Source organism: Streptomyces sp. SCSIO 30461 (genome assembly GCF_037023745.1).
Lineage (GTDB): Bacteria > Actinomycetota > Actinomycetes > Streptomycetales > Streptomycetaceae > Streptomyces.
On record NZ_CP146101.1, the window covers coordinates 3,201,972 to 3,217,017 of the forward strand.

Genomic DNA, 15,046 nt, shown 5'->3' on the forward strand with positions numbered 1-15,046 from the left:
CCTGCCGGTGCCGGGGGATCCCGCAGCCTGTCGGGTGGGACCCCGGGGTGCGGCGGTAAGCCGTGCCGCACCCCGGGCTGTCGAGCCGCTGCCTACTTGCCGCGGCCCTTGTTCGGCCCGAGCAGACCCGCCTTGCGCAGGGCGTCCGCCATTGCGCTGTTCGCCGGTGCCGGGTGGCCGCTGTTGCCGCCACCGCCGCTGCGCCCCGTACCGCCCTGGCGCTGCTGGGGCGGGCGACCGCCCTGGCCGCGCTCACGGCGCTGGCCGCCCGCGCCGCCACCGCCACCCGGGGTCTTCTGAGCCGCCTCGTCCTCCAGCCGCAGCGTCAGCGAGATCCGCTTGCGCGGGATGTCGATGTCGAGGACCTTCACCTTCACCACGTCGCCCGGCTTCACCACGTCCCGCGGGTCCTTGACGAAAGTCCGGGACATCGCCGACACATGCACCAGACCGTCCTGGTGGACGCCGATGTCCACGAACGCGCCGAACGCGGCCACATTGGTGACGACACCCTCCAGCACCATCCCCGGCGCCAGGTCCGCGAGCTTCTCGACGCCTTCCTTGAAGGTCGCGGTCTTGAAAGCCGGCCGCGGGTCGCGGCCCGGCTTCTCCAACTCCCGCAGGATGTCGCCGATCGTCGGCAGACCGAACTTCTCGTCCACGAAGTCATCCGGGCGCAGCGAGCGCAGCACCGCCGTGTTGCCGATCAGCCCGGCCACGTCGCTGCCCGTGTCCTTCACCATCCGGCGCACCACCGGGTACGCCTCGGGGTGCACGCTGGACGTGTCCAGCGGGTCGTCGCCACCGCGGATCCGCAGGAAGCCCGCGCACTGCTCGTACGCCTTGGGGCCCAGCCGGGCAACGTTCTTCAGCTCCTTCCGGGAGCGGAACGGGCCGTTGGCGTCGCGGTGCGACACGATGTTCTCGGCCAGTCCGGTCCCGATGCCGGACACCCGCGAAAGCAGCGGGGCGGACGCCGTGTTGACGTCGACGCCGACACCGTTCACACAGTCCTCGACCACCGCGTCCAGCGAACGGGACAGCTTCACCTCGGACAGGTCGTGCTGGTACTGGCCGACACCGATCGACTTGGGGTCGATCTTCACCAGCTCGGCCAGCGGGTCCTGGAGTCGACGCGCGATCGACACCGCTCCGCGCAGCGAGACGTCGAGTCCCGGCAGCTCCTGGGAGGCGAACGCGGAGGCCGAGTACACGGACGCGCCCGCCTCGGACACCATCACCTTGGTCAGCTGCAGTTCGGGGTGCTTGGCGATCAGCTCGGTGGCGAGCTTGTCCGTCTCGCGGGACGCGGTGCCGTTACCGATCGCCACCAGTTCGACGGAGTGCTGCTTGGCCAGTCGCGCCAGCTTCGCCAGTGATTCGTCCCACTTGTTCGCCGGGACGTGCGGATAGATCGTGTCCGTGGCGACGACCTTGCCGGTCGCGTCCACGACGGCGACCTTCACACCGGTACGGAAACCGGGGTCGAGACCCAGGGTCGCCCGGGTGCCGGCCGGGGCGGCGAGCAGCAGGTCCCGCAGGTTGGCCGCGAAGACCCGCACCGCCTCGTCCTCCGCCGCGGTCCGCAGCCGCGTCCTCAGATCGATTCCGAGATGCACGAGGATCCTGGTGCGCCAAGCCCAGCGCACGGTGTCCCCGAGCCACTTGTCGGCCGGCCGGCCCCGGTCGGCCACGTCGAAGCGACGCGCGACCATTCCCTCGTATGTCGAAGGACCGGGCTCTTCCGACGGCTCCTCGGGCTCCAGCACCAGATCGAGGACTTCTTCCTTCTCGCCGCGCAGCATCGCCAGCACCCGGTGCGATGGCAGCGCGGTGAACGGCTCGGCGAAGTCGAAGTAGTCGGCGAACTTGGCGCCCGCCTCCTCCTTGCCTTCGCGTACCTTCGCGGCGAGCCGCCCGCGTGTCCACATCCGCTCACGCAGCTCGCCGATGAGGTCCGCGTCCTCGGAGAAGCGCTCGGTCAGGATCGCCCGGGCACCGTCCAGGGCCGCCGCCGGATCGGCCACGCCCTTGTCCGCGTTCACGAAGGCCGCGGCCGCGGCGAGCGGCTCGACGGAGGGGTCGCCGAGCAGTCCGTCGGCGAGCGGTTCGAGACCGGCCTCGCGGGCGATCTGCGCCTTGGTGCGCCGCTTGGGCTTGAACGGCAGATAGATGTCCTCGAGACGGGCCTTGGTGTCGGCCGCCCGGATCTGCGCCGCAAGCTCGTCCGTGAGTTTGCCCTGCTCGCGTACGGACTCCAGGACCGCGGTGCGCCGCTCCTCGAGCTCCCGCAGATACCGCAGGCGCTCCTCGAGCGTGCGCAGCTGCGCGTCGTCGAGCATCTCGGTGGCTTCCTTGCGGTAGCGCGCGATGAACGGCACGGTGGACCCGCCGTCGAGCAGCTCGACGGCCGCCTTCACCTGTCGCTCGCGTACGCCGAGCTCCTCGGCGATCCTGCCTTCGATGGACGTCGTCACGGTTTCCCGACTCGCCTTCTGATGCTGGCTGTGCCTGGGGGCCCGCGAGGTCTGGTCCGCGCGGCCCCTTTGCCTGCATTCTGCCGGGTGGCCGGGTGTCGTGTCGCGTGCCCCCTCCGGCGCGCGGTGACAGGGGTCAGTCCTTGCCGATCAGATCGGCGGGGAACGCGCCGGAAGCGACCGCCGTGCCCAGGAAGCCGTAGGCGAGTTCGGTGAGGCGTTCGACGGACGCCTGACCGAGGTGCTCGTAGGGTGCGGCGTCGACGCGGTCGGTCCCGTCCTCCAGGTCCTCGCGCAATGCCCTGCCCTCCGCGGTCAGTTCGCCGTCGGCGCCGAGCAGTCCTCGCCCGCGCAGCCGCTCGCGCGCCGCGTCCCAGTCGCCGCGCCGCCAGCCGCGGCTGGCGAGTGCCCAGCGGGGTGACATTCCCTTGCCGCTGGCGGTGTGGCTGGCCATCGCCTCCAGTGGGTCGAGCCCGGCCGACAGCAGCACGGCGAGGTGGCCGTCACCGCGGTGTTCGCGCAGCAGGGTCGCGGCGTGCCAGTAGGCCAGGTGCGGTTCGTCGGGCACCGGCAGATCCGCGTGTGCCGAGTAGAGCGGCCGGGCGTGGCGGGTGCACGCCTCCGCCGCGCGCAGTGCCAGCCCCGCGGCCTCTGCCATCGCATCGGACTCGACCGCCTCCTCGCCGAGGAGCCTGCGCAGTGTCGCGTCGACGGCTCGCAGTCGGGCGGTCAGCACGGCTGAGGGGGACGCTGTCTCCCACACCGAGGGGAAGTGGCGGGAGAGCAGCTCGTGGTTGTAGTTCGAGAACGCCGCCGCGACCGTGCCCGGACCGACTGCGCCCAGCGCGGCGGCCCGCCCGGAGAGCGCGGCGGCGGTGCGGTCCTCGACCCCGATCCCGGCGAAGGCCGCGGGGAGGTCCGGCGAGAAGTACACGAGGGCGTGTGTCGAGTTGAGGGCGCTGGCGCAGCGGCGTGCCGTGCGCGGGGGAAGAGAGCTCATGGCCGCACGTTACCGACTGGTTGGTACGTCCGGAAGTCCGGGCGACCGCAGGGGGCCGGGGCGTCCTCGTGAGCACCGGACTCATGGCAGGAAAGGTGGGTTTCTTGTCATTGCAGCCATAAGGGATGGCGCTGATCATGGAGACATGCCCGAACAGCCCGAGCAAGTGCGGCGCAGCCCGAAGGACGATCGGACCAGGCAGGCCGAGCGAACCGTGCTGGTCGTGCTCTTCGACGGAGTGCAGAGCCTCGATGTCACCGGCCCCCTGGAAGTCTTCGCCGGCGCCGGCAAGGCGCCCGGGGCGCCGTTCGCGTACCGCATCCGTACCGCCTCACTCGACGGGGCATCCGTCCGCACTTCCAGCGGGCTCACCCTGGTGCCCGACCGCGCACTCGGCGACTGCGGACCGCCGCACACCCTGATCGTCCCGGGCGGTGAGGGCACCAGGCACTCCGACGCCCAGCTCATCGAGTGGCTGGTGGCCCATGCCCCGGGTGCGCAGCGCCTCGTCTCGGTGTGCAGCGGCGCCCTGTTGCTGGCCGAGGCAGGTCTGCTGGACGGGCACCGGGCGACGACGCACTGGTCCCTCTGCGACCGTCTCGCCCGCAACCATCCGGAGGTGGCGGTCGATCCGGATCCGATCTTCGTACGGGACGGCAGGATCGCCACATCGGCCGGTGTCACCGCGGGGATCGACCTGGCGCTCGCACTGGTCGAGGAGGACCTGGGCCGGGACATCGCCTTGAATGTGGCCCGCCACCTGGTGGTGTTCCTGCGCCGCCCGGGCAACCAGGCGCAGTTCAGCGCGCAGCTCTCCGCGCAGACCGCCCGCCGTGAGCCGCTGCGCGACGTACAGCAGTGGATCACCGAGCATCCCGGCGGCGACCTTTCGGTCGACGCCCTGGCCGCCCGCGCCCGGCTCTCACCCCGCCAGTTCGCCCGCGCCTTCCGCTCGGAGACCGGAACCACGCCTGGCCGCTACGTCGACCGAGTGCGGCTGGAGCACGCCCGGCGGCTCCTGGAGGACACGGACGACGGCATCGAGCAGATCTCACGCGCCTGCGGCTACGGCACGGCGGAGGCGATGCGGCGCGCCTTCGTCAAGGCCGTCGGCACGGCGCCCGCCGAGTACCGCCGCCGCTTCAGCGCCCCGCCTGCCTCGGCGGGGTCCCACCGCTGACCGTCCTGGCCGCCCTGGCCGCCGCTGACCCTCCTGACCACAGCTGAGCGCACCGGCCACCACCGGCCGTCCTGACCACCGCTCGCTCACCGTTCCGACCGAAGACAGCACCGACGCAGAGGAGTTCCGCATCATGCAGATCGCCATAATGCTCTACGACCGCTTCACCGCACTCGACGCCGTGGGTCCGTTCGAGATGCTCAGCCGGATGCCCGGTGCGCAGACCTTCTTCGTGGCCGCGAGCGCCGGACCGGTGCACAACGACCAGGACAACCTCATCCTGCACGCCGAACGGAGCTTCGCCGATGTGACCGCCGCGGACATCGTCCTCGTGCCCGGTGGCCCCGGATCGCGTGACGCGATGAAGGATCCGGTGCTGCTGGACTGGCTGCGCGCCGTGGACGCCACCAGCACCTGGACCACATCCGTGTGCACCGGGTCCCTCGTGCTGGCGGGTGCCGGACTGCTCGAAGGGCGCCGGGCCACCAGCCACTGGCTGGCACTCGACGCACTGCGGGATCTGGGCGTGGAGCCGACGGGGGAGCGCGTCGTCTTCGACGGCAAGTACGTCACCGCCGCCGGTGTGTCCTCCGGGATCGACATGGCGCTTCATCTGCTCGGCCGGATCGCGGGTGACCGGGTCGCCCAGAGCGTGCAGTTGCTCACCGAGTACGACCCGCAGCCGCCCTACGACGCGGGCTCACCCGAGAAGGCGCCGACGGAGATCGTCGCCCACTGGCGCGGCCTCGGTCGGACGGTGGTCGAGGCCGGCTGACGGCTCGGCGGGACCGAAGCGCCGGGCGGGCGGAACCGGCCGCGCGCCTCACCCCGTCCAGGTGAACCGCGGGGCCCTGCGTTCCAGGAAGGCCGCGATCCCTTCGGCGGAGTCGCCGCTGGAGCGTGCCTGGGCCGTCCAGTGGGCGTCCCGGTCGGTGCGTCCCGCCGCGAACTCCTTCGCCGCCGCCTGGGTCAGTTGTGACCGGCTCACCAGTACCCGCGTAAACTCGGCGACCCGCTTGCCCAGTTCGTTCTCCGGCAGCACCTCGTCCACGAGACCGGTGCGCAGCGCTCGCGCGGACCCGATCAGCTCTCCCGAGAACAGCAGGTACTTCGCCGTCGCGGGCCCGACCAGTCCCACCAGCCGCCGGGTGGAGGATGCCGGGTAGACGATGCCCAGCTTGGCCGGGGTGATGCCGAAGGAGGCGCCTTCCTCGGTGAACCGCAGATCACAGGCGGCGGCCAGCTGGCAGCCCCCGCCCACGCAATAGCCGCGCACCGCGGCGATGGTCGGCTTGGGGAACGCGGCGAGCGCCTCCTCGGCCCGTACGGCGAGACTCTGCGGGTCCTCGTCCGCTCCGGGCGTGTGGGCTCGCAACGAGGAGATGTCGGCGCCTGCGCAGAAAGTGCTCCCCGCGCCGGTCAGCACCAGCACGCGGACGGCGGGGTCCTGTGCGAGTCCTTCGAGTACGGTCGGCAGTGCGGTCCACATCGCGGCGGTCATCGCGTTGCGCTTGCCGGGATTGCCGATGACGACGGTGGCGACCGAGTCCGCCACCACCGAGGAGATCTGCCCCTGCTTCGGCTCCGTTCGGTCCATGACCGGATGCTATCGGGCGCTGCCCGAGCGGAACCGGTCGGGCTCCCGGCAGGATCGGGGCCTGTGCGATCGCGAATCGTCGATATATGTCTCTTTACGGTCGCCGGCCCGGTGTGGACCAGGCCGGCCCAACACTCGGTCGGACACCTGGTCAACAGGTCGCCTGACCGCATCAGGCCAGGCTTCCCGACCACGATCCACGAAGGTGGGTGCGGGCCTATGGAGAGCCCCGGGAGCGTCCCGGCGCGGTCGCTGTCGTACGAAGGCGTCTGGCGGTTCATCACACCGGCGGTCGAGGTCTCGGTGCCCCGGGCGCGGCACGCCGTCCGTGATCTGATCCTGCGCCAGGGCGTGCCCGTGCGGGACGAACTGCTCCAGGGGCTGCTGCTGATCGTCTCCGAGCTGGTGACCAACGCAGTACGGCACGCGGCCCTGCTCTCACCCGAGCTCGCCGTGGAAGTGGCGATCGGCGCCGGCTGGATCCGGGTGGCCGTCGAGGACAACCACCCGTACCGACCCGGGGCGCTGGAGACCGACTACGAGCAGACCGGAGGGCGCGGTCTGCTCCTGGTCAGGGAGGTCACCAGGGAGGCGGGCGGCAGCTGCGACGTGGAGCAGACCACCACAGGCGGCAAGATCATCTGGGCCGCACTTCCCCTTGAGGCCCCCGACCGGTGGGCTACCAGCCGCTGGCCGAACCTGTGAGTTCCTTGATCGCGGGGCGGGCGGCGTCCAGCACCGTCATGAACCATGCGGAGAACGTGTCACCGGCGTGCCGCTCGGTCAGCTCGACTGCCGTGACGAACGCGGTGTCGTCGATCTCCTCGGGGTCGGGCCGCAGCGAACCCTGCACCATGCCCACGAAGAGGTGGTTGTACTCCTGCTCGACCAGGCCGGAGGCCGGGTCCGGGTGGTTGTAGCGGACGGTGCCCGCCTCCGCCATCAGGGACGGCGACACACCGAGCTCCTCGTGCACGCGGCGGGCGGCGGCGGTGAACGGCGCCTCGCCCGGGTACGGGTGCCCGCAGCAGGTGTTCGACCAGACACCGGGGGAGTGGTACTTCCCCAGGGCACGGCGCTGGATCAGCAGCCGTCCTTGCTCGTCGAAGAGGAACACCGAGAAGGCCCGGTGCAGTTGACCGGGTGCCTGATGGGCGGCGAGCTTCTCGGCGGTGCCGATGGTCCGGCCGCTCTCGTCGACGAGTTCGAGCAAGATCGGCTGCATCGTGCCGTTCGGCGAGTTGTTCGCCGCGGTGGCGGGTGTGGTCGGCATAGCCATCCTTCGCTTCGTTCCACGGCACTGGGGCTGACTCAGTCTGCCGCAAAAAGGCGTCTTGTTCGTCATTCGCCGCTCTTGGGGCATGTCCGCGCCTGTGTGCGCGGCACAAAGGCGCGGACCGCGGGTCAGACCCCGAAGGCTTCGGGGTACGTGATCATGCCCCGCGGTACGTCCGTGGAACCTTCGAGGACCAGTGCCATCATCGCCTCGTCGGGTACGTCGAACCCCGGCGCGATTCCCAGTCGCGAGGCCGGGGCGAAGCCGAAGCGCGGATAGAACTCCGGATGCCCGAGCACCACGACCACCTGCTCGCCGCGCTCCCGTGCCGCCTCCAGCAGGGCGTGGATCACCGCGGTGCCCGCACCTCGCCGCTGGAATCGCGGCGCGGTGGCACACGGCGCCAGCGCGAGCGCGGGCGCGCCGCCGACCCGGCAGCGGGTCAGCAGCGCGTGGGCCGCGATCGAGCCGTCCGGCGCCTCCGCCACGTACGACAGGCCGGGCAGCCATGCCGCCTCGTCCTCGCGGAGCGCGTCCACGAGGTCGGCTTCGTGGCGGGTCGGAAACGCCGCCGTGTTCAGCGAGTGGACCGCCGCCCGGTCGCTGGTCGTCTCAGGCCGGGTCCGCCAGTCGGCGCCGGCTTCGAGGTCACTGCGTCGCGTCATGGCATCCACCTTCGCGGGAGGCCGCCGCGGTTCGCAGCCGCCCGTCCGTCCGGCCGTTCAGTGGCACGGCTCAGCTCAGTGGCACAGCCTTGCCTCGTGCTCGGCGTGGCCGCCAGGTTCGAGTTGGAACGTGCAGTGCTCGACGTCGAAATGGGTCCCCAGGCAACCCTGGAGGTCGTGCAGCATCTTCTCGTGGCCGACCGTGTCCAGCACTTCCTGTGCCACCACCACATGGGCCGAGAGCACCGGCATCCCCGAGGTGATGGTCCAGGCGTGCAGGTCATGGACGTCCTCCACACCCGGCAGAGCCGTGATGTGCTCGCGCACCTCCGCCATGTCCACGTTCTTGGGCGCGGCTTCCAGCAGGACGTCCAGTGTCTCCCTGAGCAGCTTGACCGTGCGCGGCACGATCATCAGCCCGATCACCAGCGAGGCGATCGGGTCCGCCGCCTGCCACCCGGTGGCAAGGATGATGCCCGCCGAGACCAGCACCGTCACCGAGCCCAGCGCGTCCGCGAGCACCTCCAGATAGGCGCCGCGCACATTGAGGCTCTCGCGCTGCCCCCGCACCAGCAGGGACAGCGACACGATGTTGGCGATCAGGCCGACCAGGGCGAAGGCGATGGCCAGCCCGCCCTTGGTCTCGGCCGGTGTGATGAACCGCTGCACCGACTCGTACAGCAGGAACCCGCCCACGCCGAGCAGCAGCAGGCAGTTGGCCAGGGCGGCGAGGATCTCGGCGCGGGCGAAGCCGTAGGTCCGGCGGGCGTCCGCCGGGCGGGCGGCGAAATGGATCGCCATCAGTGCCATGGCCAGGCCCAGACCGTCCGTGGCCATGTGTGCCGCATCGGCGATCAGCGCCAGCGAGTCGGCCAGGATGCCGCCCACGATCTCGAGGACCATCACACTCAGCGTGATCGCCAGCGCCACCCGGAGCCGCCCCTTGAAGGCGGCAGTCGTAGTGCCTGTCGGCGGTGCGCCGTGCGAATGGCCGTGGTCGTGCCCAGCCCCCATGTGCCTGCCTCCCGGATTGTCGTCGGACGGGTCGGTCATCGATCTGTCCGATTGGCCGATCATGGCCAGTGAACTACGGGTGGGGGGTATCGGGCAACACGAAGCTGAACACCGTTGTCATATGCGCTGACCTGCGATTATGTCCGCAGGTCAGCGCAGGGGCGGCCCTCAGCGGGCGGCGGCCTCCGGATGCCGCAACAGCCATCCCTCCCAGGCCGACTCGATCATCTCGCGCACCCCGCGCGTGGCCGTCCAGCCCAACTCCTTGCCGATCCGCTCGACCGAGGCGACGGCTCGCGCGGCGTCGCCCGGCCGCCGCGGCGCCACGACCGCAGGGGTGCCGTGCCCCGTCACCTCAGCGACCAGCCGGGCGAGCTCGCGGACCGAGACGCCCTCGCCGCGACCCACGTTCAGGGTGAGATCGCCGGTGTTGTGCTGAGTGGCCAGCCGCCGGGCCACGGTCAGATGGGCGTCGGCCAGGTCAGCGACGTGGATGTAGTCGCGGACACAGGTGCCGTCGGGGGTCGGGTAGTCATCGCCGAAGATCCGCGGGGCCTCACCCTGGGTCATCCGGTCGAAGAACATCGGAATGACGTTGAACACCCCGGTGTCGGCGAGATCGGGGTGTGCCGCGCCGGCCACGTTGAAGTACCGCAGGCAGGCTGTCGCGATTCCGTACGCCTGACCTGCTGCCCTGACCAGCCACTCTCCGGCGAGCTTGGTCTCGCCGTACGGGTTGATCGGAACGGCGGGGGTGTCCTCCGTGATCAGTTCCACGTCGGGCACGCCGTACACGGCGGCGGACGAGGAGAACAGGAAACGGCGGACACCCGCGGCGACCACGGCGTCGAGCAGGACCGTCAGTCCGTGCACATTGGTGTCGTAGTAGCGCAGCGGATGCTCCACGGACTCGCCGACCTGCTTCTTCGCCGCGAGATGCACCACACCCGTGACCGCGTGCTCGGCGAGCGCCCGGTCCAGCACCTCCCGGTCGAGCACCGAGGCCCGAACCAGGGGCACGCCTTCGGGGAGCCGTCCCGGGACCCCGGTCGAGACATCGTCGAGCACGACGACCCGCTCCCCGGCCTCGGCCATGACTCCCGCCACATGGGCGCCGATGTAGCCCGCACCGCCTGTAATCAGCCACGTCATAGCCGCCACCCTACGGGGCGCAGCAGGCGGGCCTTCCCCGCGCGGTTGGCACGCGGTTCGCACGCGGTTTGTCGGTCGGGGTGCCGATCGTTGATGATCTAGCTGGGTGGGGGGGCCGAGGCGACCCCACAGCACCCGAACCTCGGTGAGCCCGGGATTCCGGTCATCCGATAGCCTCAACCGACATGCCGCCGCCCGGGTGCCCGGGTCGGGCCGCCGTGCAAGACACCCACCAGCGCCAAGGAGTGAGTCCGTCTGTCGACCGCCATCCTCACCGGTCCGCCGGTACCCGGATCGCCGCTCGAAGGCGATCTGAGGTCGCTGGGCTTCGACCTTCGCACGGCCACCGATGCTGACGAGACCGCCGCGCTCGTCGCCGCGGCCCCGGCAGGCGAACGCGTCGCCGTCGTGGACCCGCGGCTCGTCGGTCATGTGCACGCCCTGCGCCTCGGGCTGACCGACCCCCGCTTCCCGACAGCTGCCGTGCCGGGCGCGGTGATGGCTCAGCCCGAGGCGCGCACGGTGCTCCTGGACGCCCTACGCGCAGTGGCCGGGGGAGCGCCCGCCGCCGACCGCGCTGGAACCGCCGGTGAGTGTGTCGCCACGCCGGGGCAGGCCGCCGCGCCCCTTGCAGACCGGGTCGCCGACGCGCTCGCCGCGGAGGGCGCCGCGCCGCACCGCCCCGAACTCGGCTCGCTCGTGGCGACCGTGCCACGTGACCCGCGCGCCCGCGACGAGGCCCGGCAGGCCGTCGAAGCCGTGGACGACGAAGCCGTACGGCTTCGCTCCGCCGTGAAGTCCCGTGACGGCTTCTTCACCACCTTCTGTATCAGCCCGTACTCGCGCTACATCGCCCGCTGGTGCGCCCGCCGCGGACTGACTCCGAACCATGTCACCACCGCTTCGCTGCTCACCGCGCTGATAGCGGCGGGAGCCGCCGCCACGGGTACCCGTGGCGGCTATGTCGCCGCGGGTGCCCTGCTCCTCTTCTCCTTCGTGCTGGACTGCGCCGACGGGCAGCTCGCCCGCTACGCCCTGAAGTACTCCACGATGGGCGCCTGGCTCGACGCCACTTTCGACCGGGTCAAGGAGTACGCCTTCTACGCCGGCCTCGCCCTGGGCGCGGCTGGGAACGGCGACGACGTCTGGGCCCTGGCCCTCGGCGCGATGGTGCTCCAGACCTGCCGGCATGTCGTGGACTTCTCGTTCAACGAGGCCAATCACGACGCGACCGCCAACACCAGCCCCACCGCGGCGCTCTCCGACCGGCTCGACAGCGTCGGCTGGACGGTCTGGGTACGCCGCATGATCGTGCTGCCGATCGGCGAGCGCTGGGCCATGATCGCCGTGCTGACGGCGCTCACCACGCCCCGGATCGTGTTCTACGCCCTGCTCGTCGGCTGTTCCTTCGCGGCCCTGTACACCACGGCCGGCCGTGTGCTGCGTTCGGTGACCCGCAAGGCGCACCGGACCGACCGCGCCGCCCAGGCACTCGCCGACCTCACGGATTCGGGTCTGCTCGCCGACAGCTTCGCGGTGGCCTTCGCCGCAGTCGTCCGGCGCCTGCCCGCGATCGCACCCCTGCTGGCCGCGGCGGCCGGAGGGGCCGTGGTGGTGAGCGCGGCCGCCTTCACCGCCCCCGGCAGCTGGTGGCCGGTCGCCGCAGCCGCGCTGTATGTCGCGACGTCCGGTTTCGCCGTCGCCCGGCCGCTGAAGGGCGCGCTCGACTGGCTCGTCCCCCCGGTCTTCCGCGCCACCGAGTACGGCGTGATCCTGCTGCTCGCCGCCCGGTCGGGTGTGGAGGGGGCCCTGCCCGCGGCTTTCGGGCTGGTCGCGGCAGTCGCCTACCATCACTACGACACGGTCTACCGCATCCGCGGTGGCACCGGCGCGCCGCCCGCCTGGCTGGTGCGCGCGATCGGCGGCCACGAGGGCCGCACGCTCGCGGTGGCGGTACTCGCCGCCGTACTGGTGGCCCACGGCTCGGGATTCACCGTCGCGATCACCGCGCTCGCGGTGGCCGTGGCCGTGGTGGTGCTCGTGGAGTCCATCCGCTTCTGGGTCTCCGCAGGAGCACCCGCCGTACATGACGAAGGAGAACCTGCATGATCGGCCTCGTATTGGCAGCCGGTGCCGGACGGCGTCTGCGTCCGTACACCGACACGCTTCCGAAGGCCCTCGTGCCCGTGAACGGGGACCTGTCGGTCCTCGACCTCACGCTGAAGAACTTCCGGGAGGTCGGTCTCACCGAGGCCGCCGTCGTCGTCGGCTACCGCAAGGAGGCCGTGTACGCGCGCAAGGACGAGCTGGAGGCCGCGTACGGCCTGAAGCTCACCCTGATCGACAACGACAAGGCTGAGGAGTGGAACAACGCCTACTCCCTGTGGTGCGCCCGTGAGGTGCTCAAGCGGGGCGTGATCCTCGCCAACGGCGACACCGTGCACCCGGTGTCCGTGGAGCGGACCCTGCTCGCCGCACGCGGTGGCGGCCAGAAGATCATCCTTGCCCTCGACTCGGTGAAGCAGCTCGCCGACGAGGAGATGAAGGTGATCACCGCCGACGGCGAGGGCGTGCGGAGGATCACCAAGCTGATGGACCCGGCCACCGCCACCGGCGAGTACATCGGCGTCACCCTGATCGAGCCGGAGGCCGCCGTAGAGCTCGCCGACGCGCTGAAGACCACTTTCGAGCGCGACCCCGACCTCTACTACGAGGACGGCTACCAGGAGCTGGTCGACCGCGGCTTCACCATCGACGTGGCACCGATCGGCGACGTCAAGTGGGTCGAGATCGACAACCACGACGACCTCGCGAAGGGCCGTGAGATCGCGTGCCAGTACTGACCCGGCTCATCCCGTCGCCGGTCGTCGTCGACATCGGCCGCGGGGCGATGGACGATCTGGCCGGCCTGCTGGCCGACCAGAGGATCTCCGCGTCCGGCGAGCTGGCGTTCGCGATCAGCGGCGGCTCGGGCCAGGCGTTGCGCGAGCGGCTCGCCCCGGTGCTGCCGGGCGCCGACTGGTATGAGGTCGCCGACGGCACCATCGACTCGGCGGTCAGGCTGGCCGACGCGGTCAAGGGCAAGCGGCGCTACGACGCGGTCGTCGGCCTCGGCGGCGGCAAGATCATCGACGTGGCGAAGTACGCCGCTGCGCGGGTCGGCCTGCCCTTGGTGGCCGTCGCCACCAACCTGGCCCACGACGGCCTGTGCTCCCCGATCTCCATCCTGGACAACGACAACGGGCGCGGCTCGTACGGTGTCCCCTCGCCGATCGCCATGGTGATCGACCTCGACGTGGTGCGCGCCGCCCCGGTCAGATTCGTCCGCTCGGGCATCGGCGACGTGATCTCCAACATCTCGGCGATCGCCGACTGGGAGCTGTCCCACAAGGTCACCGGGGAGGCCGTGGACGGCCTTGCCGCCGCCATGGCCCGCACCGCGGGCGAGGCGGTGCTCCGCCACCCCGGCGGTGTCGGCGACGACGAGTTCCTCACGGTGCTGGCGGAGGCGCTGGTGCTCTCCGGAATCGCCATGTCGATCAGCGGTGACTCCCGGCCTTCGTCCGGCGCCTGCCATGAGATCAGCCACGCTTTCGACCTGCTCCACCCCAGGCGGGCCGCCAGCCACGGCGAGCAGGTCGGCCTCGGTGCCGCCTTCGCGATGCATCTGCGCGGCGCCCACGAGCAGTCCGCGCTGTTCGCCGAGGTGCTCCGCAGGCACGGGCTGCCGGTGCTGCCCGAAGAGATGGGCTTCTCTCCCGAGGAGTTCGTCCGCGCCGTCGAGTACGCGCCGCGGACCCGGCCAGGGCGCTTCACCATCCTCGAACACCTCGACCTGTCCACCGACCAGATCAGGGACGCGTACGCCGACTATGCCAAGACCATCCGTAGCTGAACTCCGCCCGGTGGTGCACCCGGCGGGTGTGAAGGACCGGCGCAGCGGTGAGCACTGGGGCGGCCGCCTCTACATGCGGGAGATCTCGCTGCGCATCACCCGTGTCCTGGTCACCACCAAGGTCACGCCCAACCAGCTGACCTACCTGATGACCCTGGCCGGTGTGCTGGCCCTGCCCGCCCTGCTGGTGCCGGGCATCTGGGGCGCCGTGCTCGGCGTCGTGATGGTCCAGCTCTACCTGCTGCTGGACTGCGTGGACGGCGAGGTCGCCCGCTGGAAGAAGCAGTACTCCCTGTCCGGCGTGTACCTGGACCGGGTCGGCGCGTATCTGTGCGACGCCGCGGTGCTGACCGGCTTCGGGCTGCGCGCGGCCGACCTGTGGGGAGGTGGGCAGATCGACTGGCTGTGGGCCTTCCTCGGCACCCTGGCCGCGCTCGGTGCCATCCTGATCAAGGCCGAGACCGACCTGGTCGGTGTTGCCCGCCACCAGGCCGGGATGGAACCGGTGAAGGAAGCTGCGGCGGAGCCGCGCTCCTCCGGGATGGCGCTCGCCAGGCGGGCCGCGGCCGCGCTGAAGTTCCACCGGCTGGTGCTCGGCATCGAGGCGTCGCTGCTCATCCTGGTGCTCGCCATCGCCGACCAGATCCGGGGCGACCTGTTCTTCACCCGCCTCGGCGTCGCCGTGCTCGCGGGTATCGCGCTGCTCCAGACCGTGCTGCACCTCGTGTCGATCCTCGTCTCCAGCAGGCTGAGGTGAGCGGGGCCATGACCAGTGACAGCACGACCGACG

The 15,046-nt window shown here is 71.0% G+C and carries 13 protein-coding genes and 1 pseudogene; 7 read left to right on the plus strand and 7 right to left on the minus strand.

Annotated features, from left to right (window positions below; genetic code table 11):
* Positions 1-92: 92 nt before the first annotated feature.
* On the minus strand, positions 93-2,477 hold the full coding sequence (locus V1460_RS14160) for a Tex family protein (protein WP_338674078.1): 2,385 nt from the start codon (positions 2,475-2,477) through the stop codon (positions 93-95).
* Between the two features lie 136 nt (positions 2,478-2,613).
* Positions 2,614-3,477, minus strand: a complete 864-nt coding sequence (locus V1460_RS14165; RefSeq protein WP_338674079.1) for an SCO6745 family protein — start codon at positions 3,475-3,477, stop codon at positions 2,614-2,616.
* A 145-nt stretch (positions 3,478-3,622) separates the two neighbouring features.
* On the opposite strand from V1460_RS14165, the gene V1460_RS14170 reads away from it, so the two are divergent.
* Positions 3,623-4,657 carry a GlxA family transcriptional regulator gene (locus tag V1460_RS14170; RefSeq protein WP_338674080.1) on the plus strand — a complete coding sequence of 345 codons (1,035 nt, stop codon included), beginning with the start codon at positions 3,623-3,625 and terminating at the stop codon, positions 4,655-4,657.
* Positions 4,658-4,790: 133 nt separating this feature from the next.
* A complete protein-coding gene (locus V1460_RS14175; RefSeq protein ID WP_338674081.1) occupies positions 4,791-5,432 on the plus strand; it encodes a DJ-1/PfpI family protein in 642 nt (213 codons plus the stop codon).
* A 48-nt stretch (positions 5,433-5,480) separates the two neighbouring features.
* Here V1460_RS14175 and V1460_RS14180 read toward each other — a convergent pair whose 3' ends face one another.
* On the minus strand, positions 5,481-6,254 hold the full coding sequence (locus V1460_RS14180) for an enoyl-CoA hydratase/isomerase family protein (RefSeq protein WP_338674082.1): 774 nt from the start codon (positions 6,252-6,254) through the stop codon (positions 5,481-5,483).
* A 219-nt stretch (positions 6,255-6,473) separates the two neighbouring features.
* Here V1460_RS14180 and V1460_RS14185 point away from each other — a divergent pair, with 219 nt between their 5' ends.
* Positions 6,474-6,959, plus strand: coding sequence for an ATP-binding protein (locus V1460_RS14185; protein ID WP_338674083.1), 486 nt, complete (start codon positions 6,474-6,476; stop codon positions 6,957-6,959).
* Here V1460_RS14185 and idi read toward each other — a convergent pair.
* From idi to galE, 4 genes and pseudogenes are all read right to left on the minus strand, one after another.
* Positions 6,934-7,527 carry an isopentenyl-diphosphate Delta-isomerase gene (gene idi / locus V1460_RS14190; protein ID WP_338674084.1) on the minus strand — a complete coding sequence of 198 codons (594 nt, stop codon included), beginning with the start codon at positions 7,525-7,527 and terminating at the stop codon, positions 6,934-6,936. The genes V1460_RS14185 and idi overlap by 26 nt on opposite strands.
* Before the next feature lie 131 nt (positions 7,528-7,658).
* A pseudogene (locus V1460_RS14195) lies at positions 7,659-8,159 on the minus strand (GNAT family N-acetyltransferase); the annotation flags it as partial.
* Between the two features lie 111 nt (positions 8,160-8,270).
* Positions 8,271-9,209 (minus strand): cation diffusion facilitator family transporter, encoded by a 939-nt coding sequence (locus V1460_RS14200; RefSeq protein ID WP_338674085.1) that lies wholly within the window; start codon positions 9,207-9,209, stop codon positions 8,271-8,273.
* A 168-nt stretch (positions 9,210-9,377) separates the two neighbouring features.
* Positions 9,378-10,361: a UDP-glucose 4-epimerase GalE gene (galE, locus tag V1460_RS14205; protein ID WP_338674086.1), complete on the minus strand. Its 984-nt coding sequence runs from the start codon at positions 10,359-10,361 to the stop codon at positions 9,378-9,380.
* Between the two features lie 255 nt (positions 10,362-10,616).
* On the opposite strand from galE, the gene V1460_RS14210 reads away from it, so the two are divergent.
* The 4 genes from V1460_RS14210 to V1460_RS14225 are packed head-to-tail and all read left to right on the plus strand — an operon-like array spanning position 10,617 to position 15,013.
* Positions 10,617-12,470, plus strand: a complete 1,854-nt coding sequence (locus V1460_RS14210) for a DUF5941 domain-containing protein (protein WP_338678048.1) — start codon at positions 10,617-10,619, stop codon at positions 12,468-12,470.
* Positions 12,467-13,204, plus strand: a complete 738-nt coding sequence (locus V1460_RS14215) for a phosphocholine cytidylyltransferase family protein (RefSeq protein WP_338674087.1) — start codon at positions 12,467-12,469, stop codon at positions 13,202-13,204. The genes V1460_RS14210 and V1460_RS14215 overlap by 4 nt, the downstream gene beginning before the upstream one ends.
* Positions 13,192-14,256 carry an iron-containing alcohol dehydrogenase family protein gene (locus V1460_RS14220; protein WP_338674088.1) on the plus strand — a complete coding sequence of 355 codons (1,065 nt, stop codon included), beginning with the start codon at positions 13,192-13,194 and terminating at the stop codon, positions 14,254-14,256. Before V1460_RS14215 ends, V1460_RS14220 begins: the two co-directional genes overlap by 13 nt.
* Positions 14,234-15,013, plus strand: coding sequence for a CDP-alcohol phosphatidyltransferase family protein (locus V1460_RS14225; protein ID WP_338674089.1), 780 nt, complete (start codon positions 14,234-14,236; stop codon positions 15,011-15,013). Before V1460_RS14220 ends, V1460_RS14225 begins: the two co-directional genes overlap by 23 nt.
* Positions 15,014-15,046 lie beyond the last annotated feature (33 nt).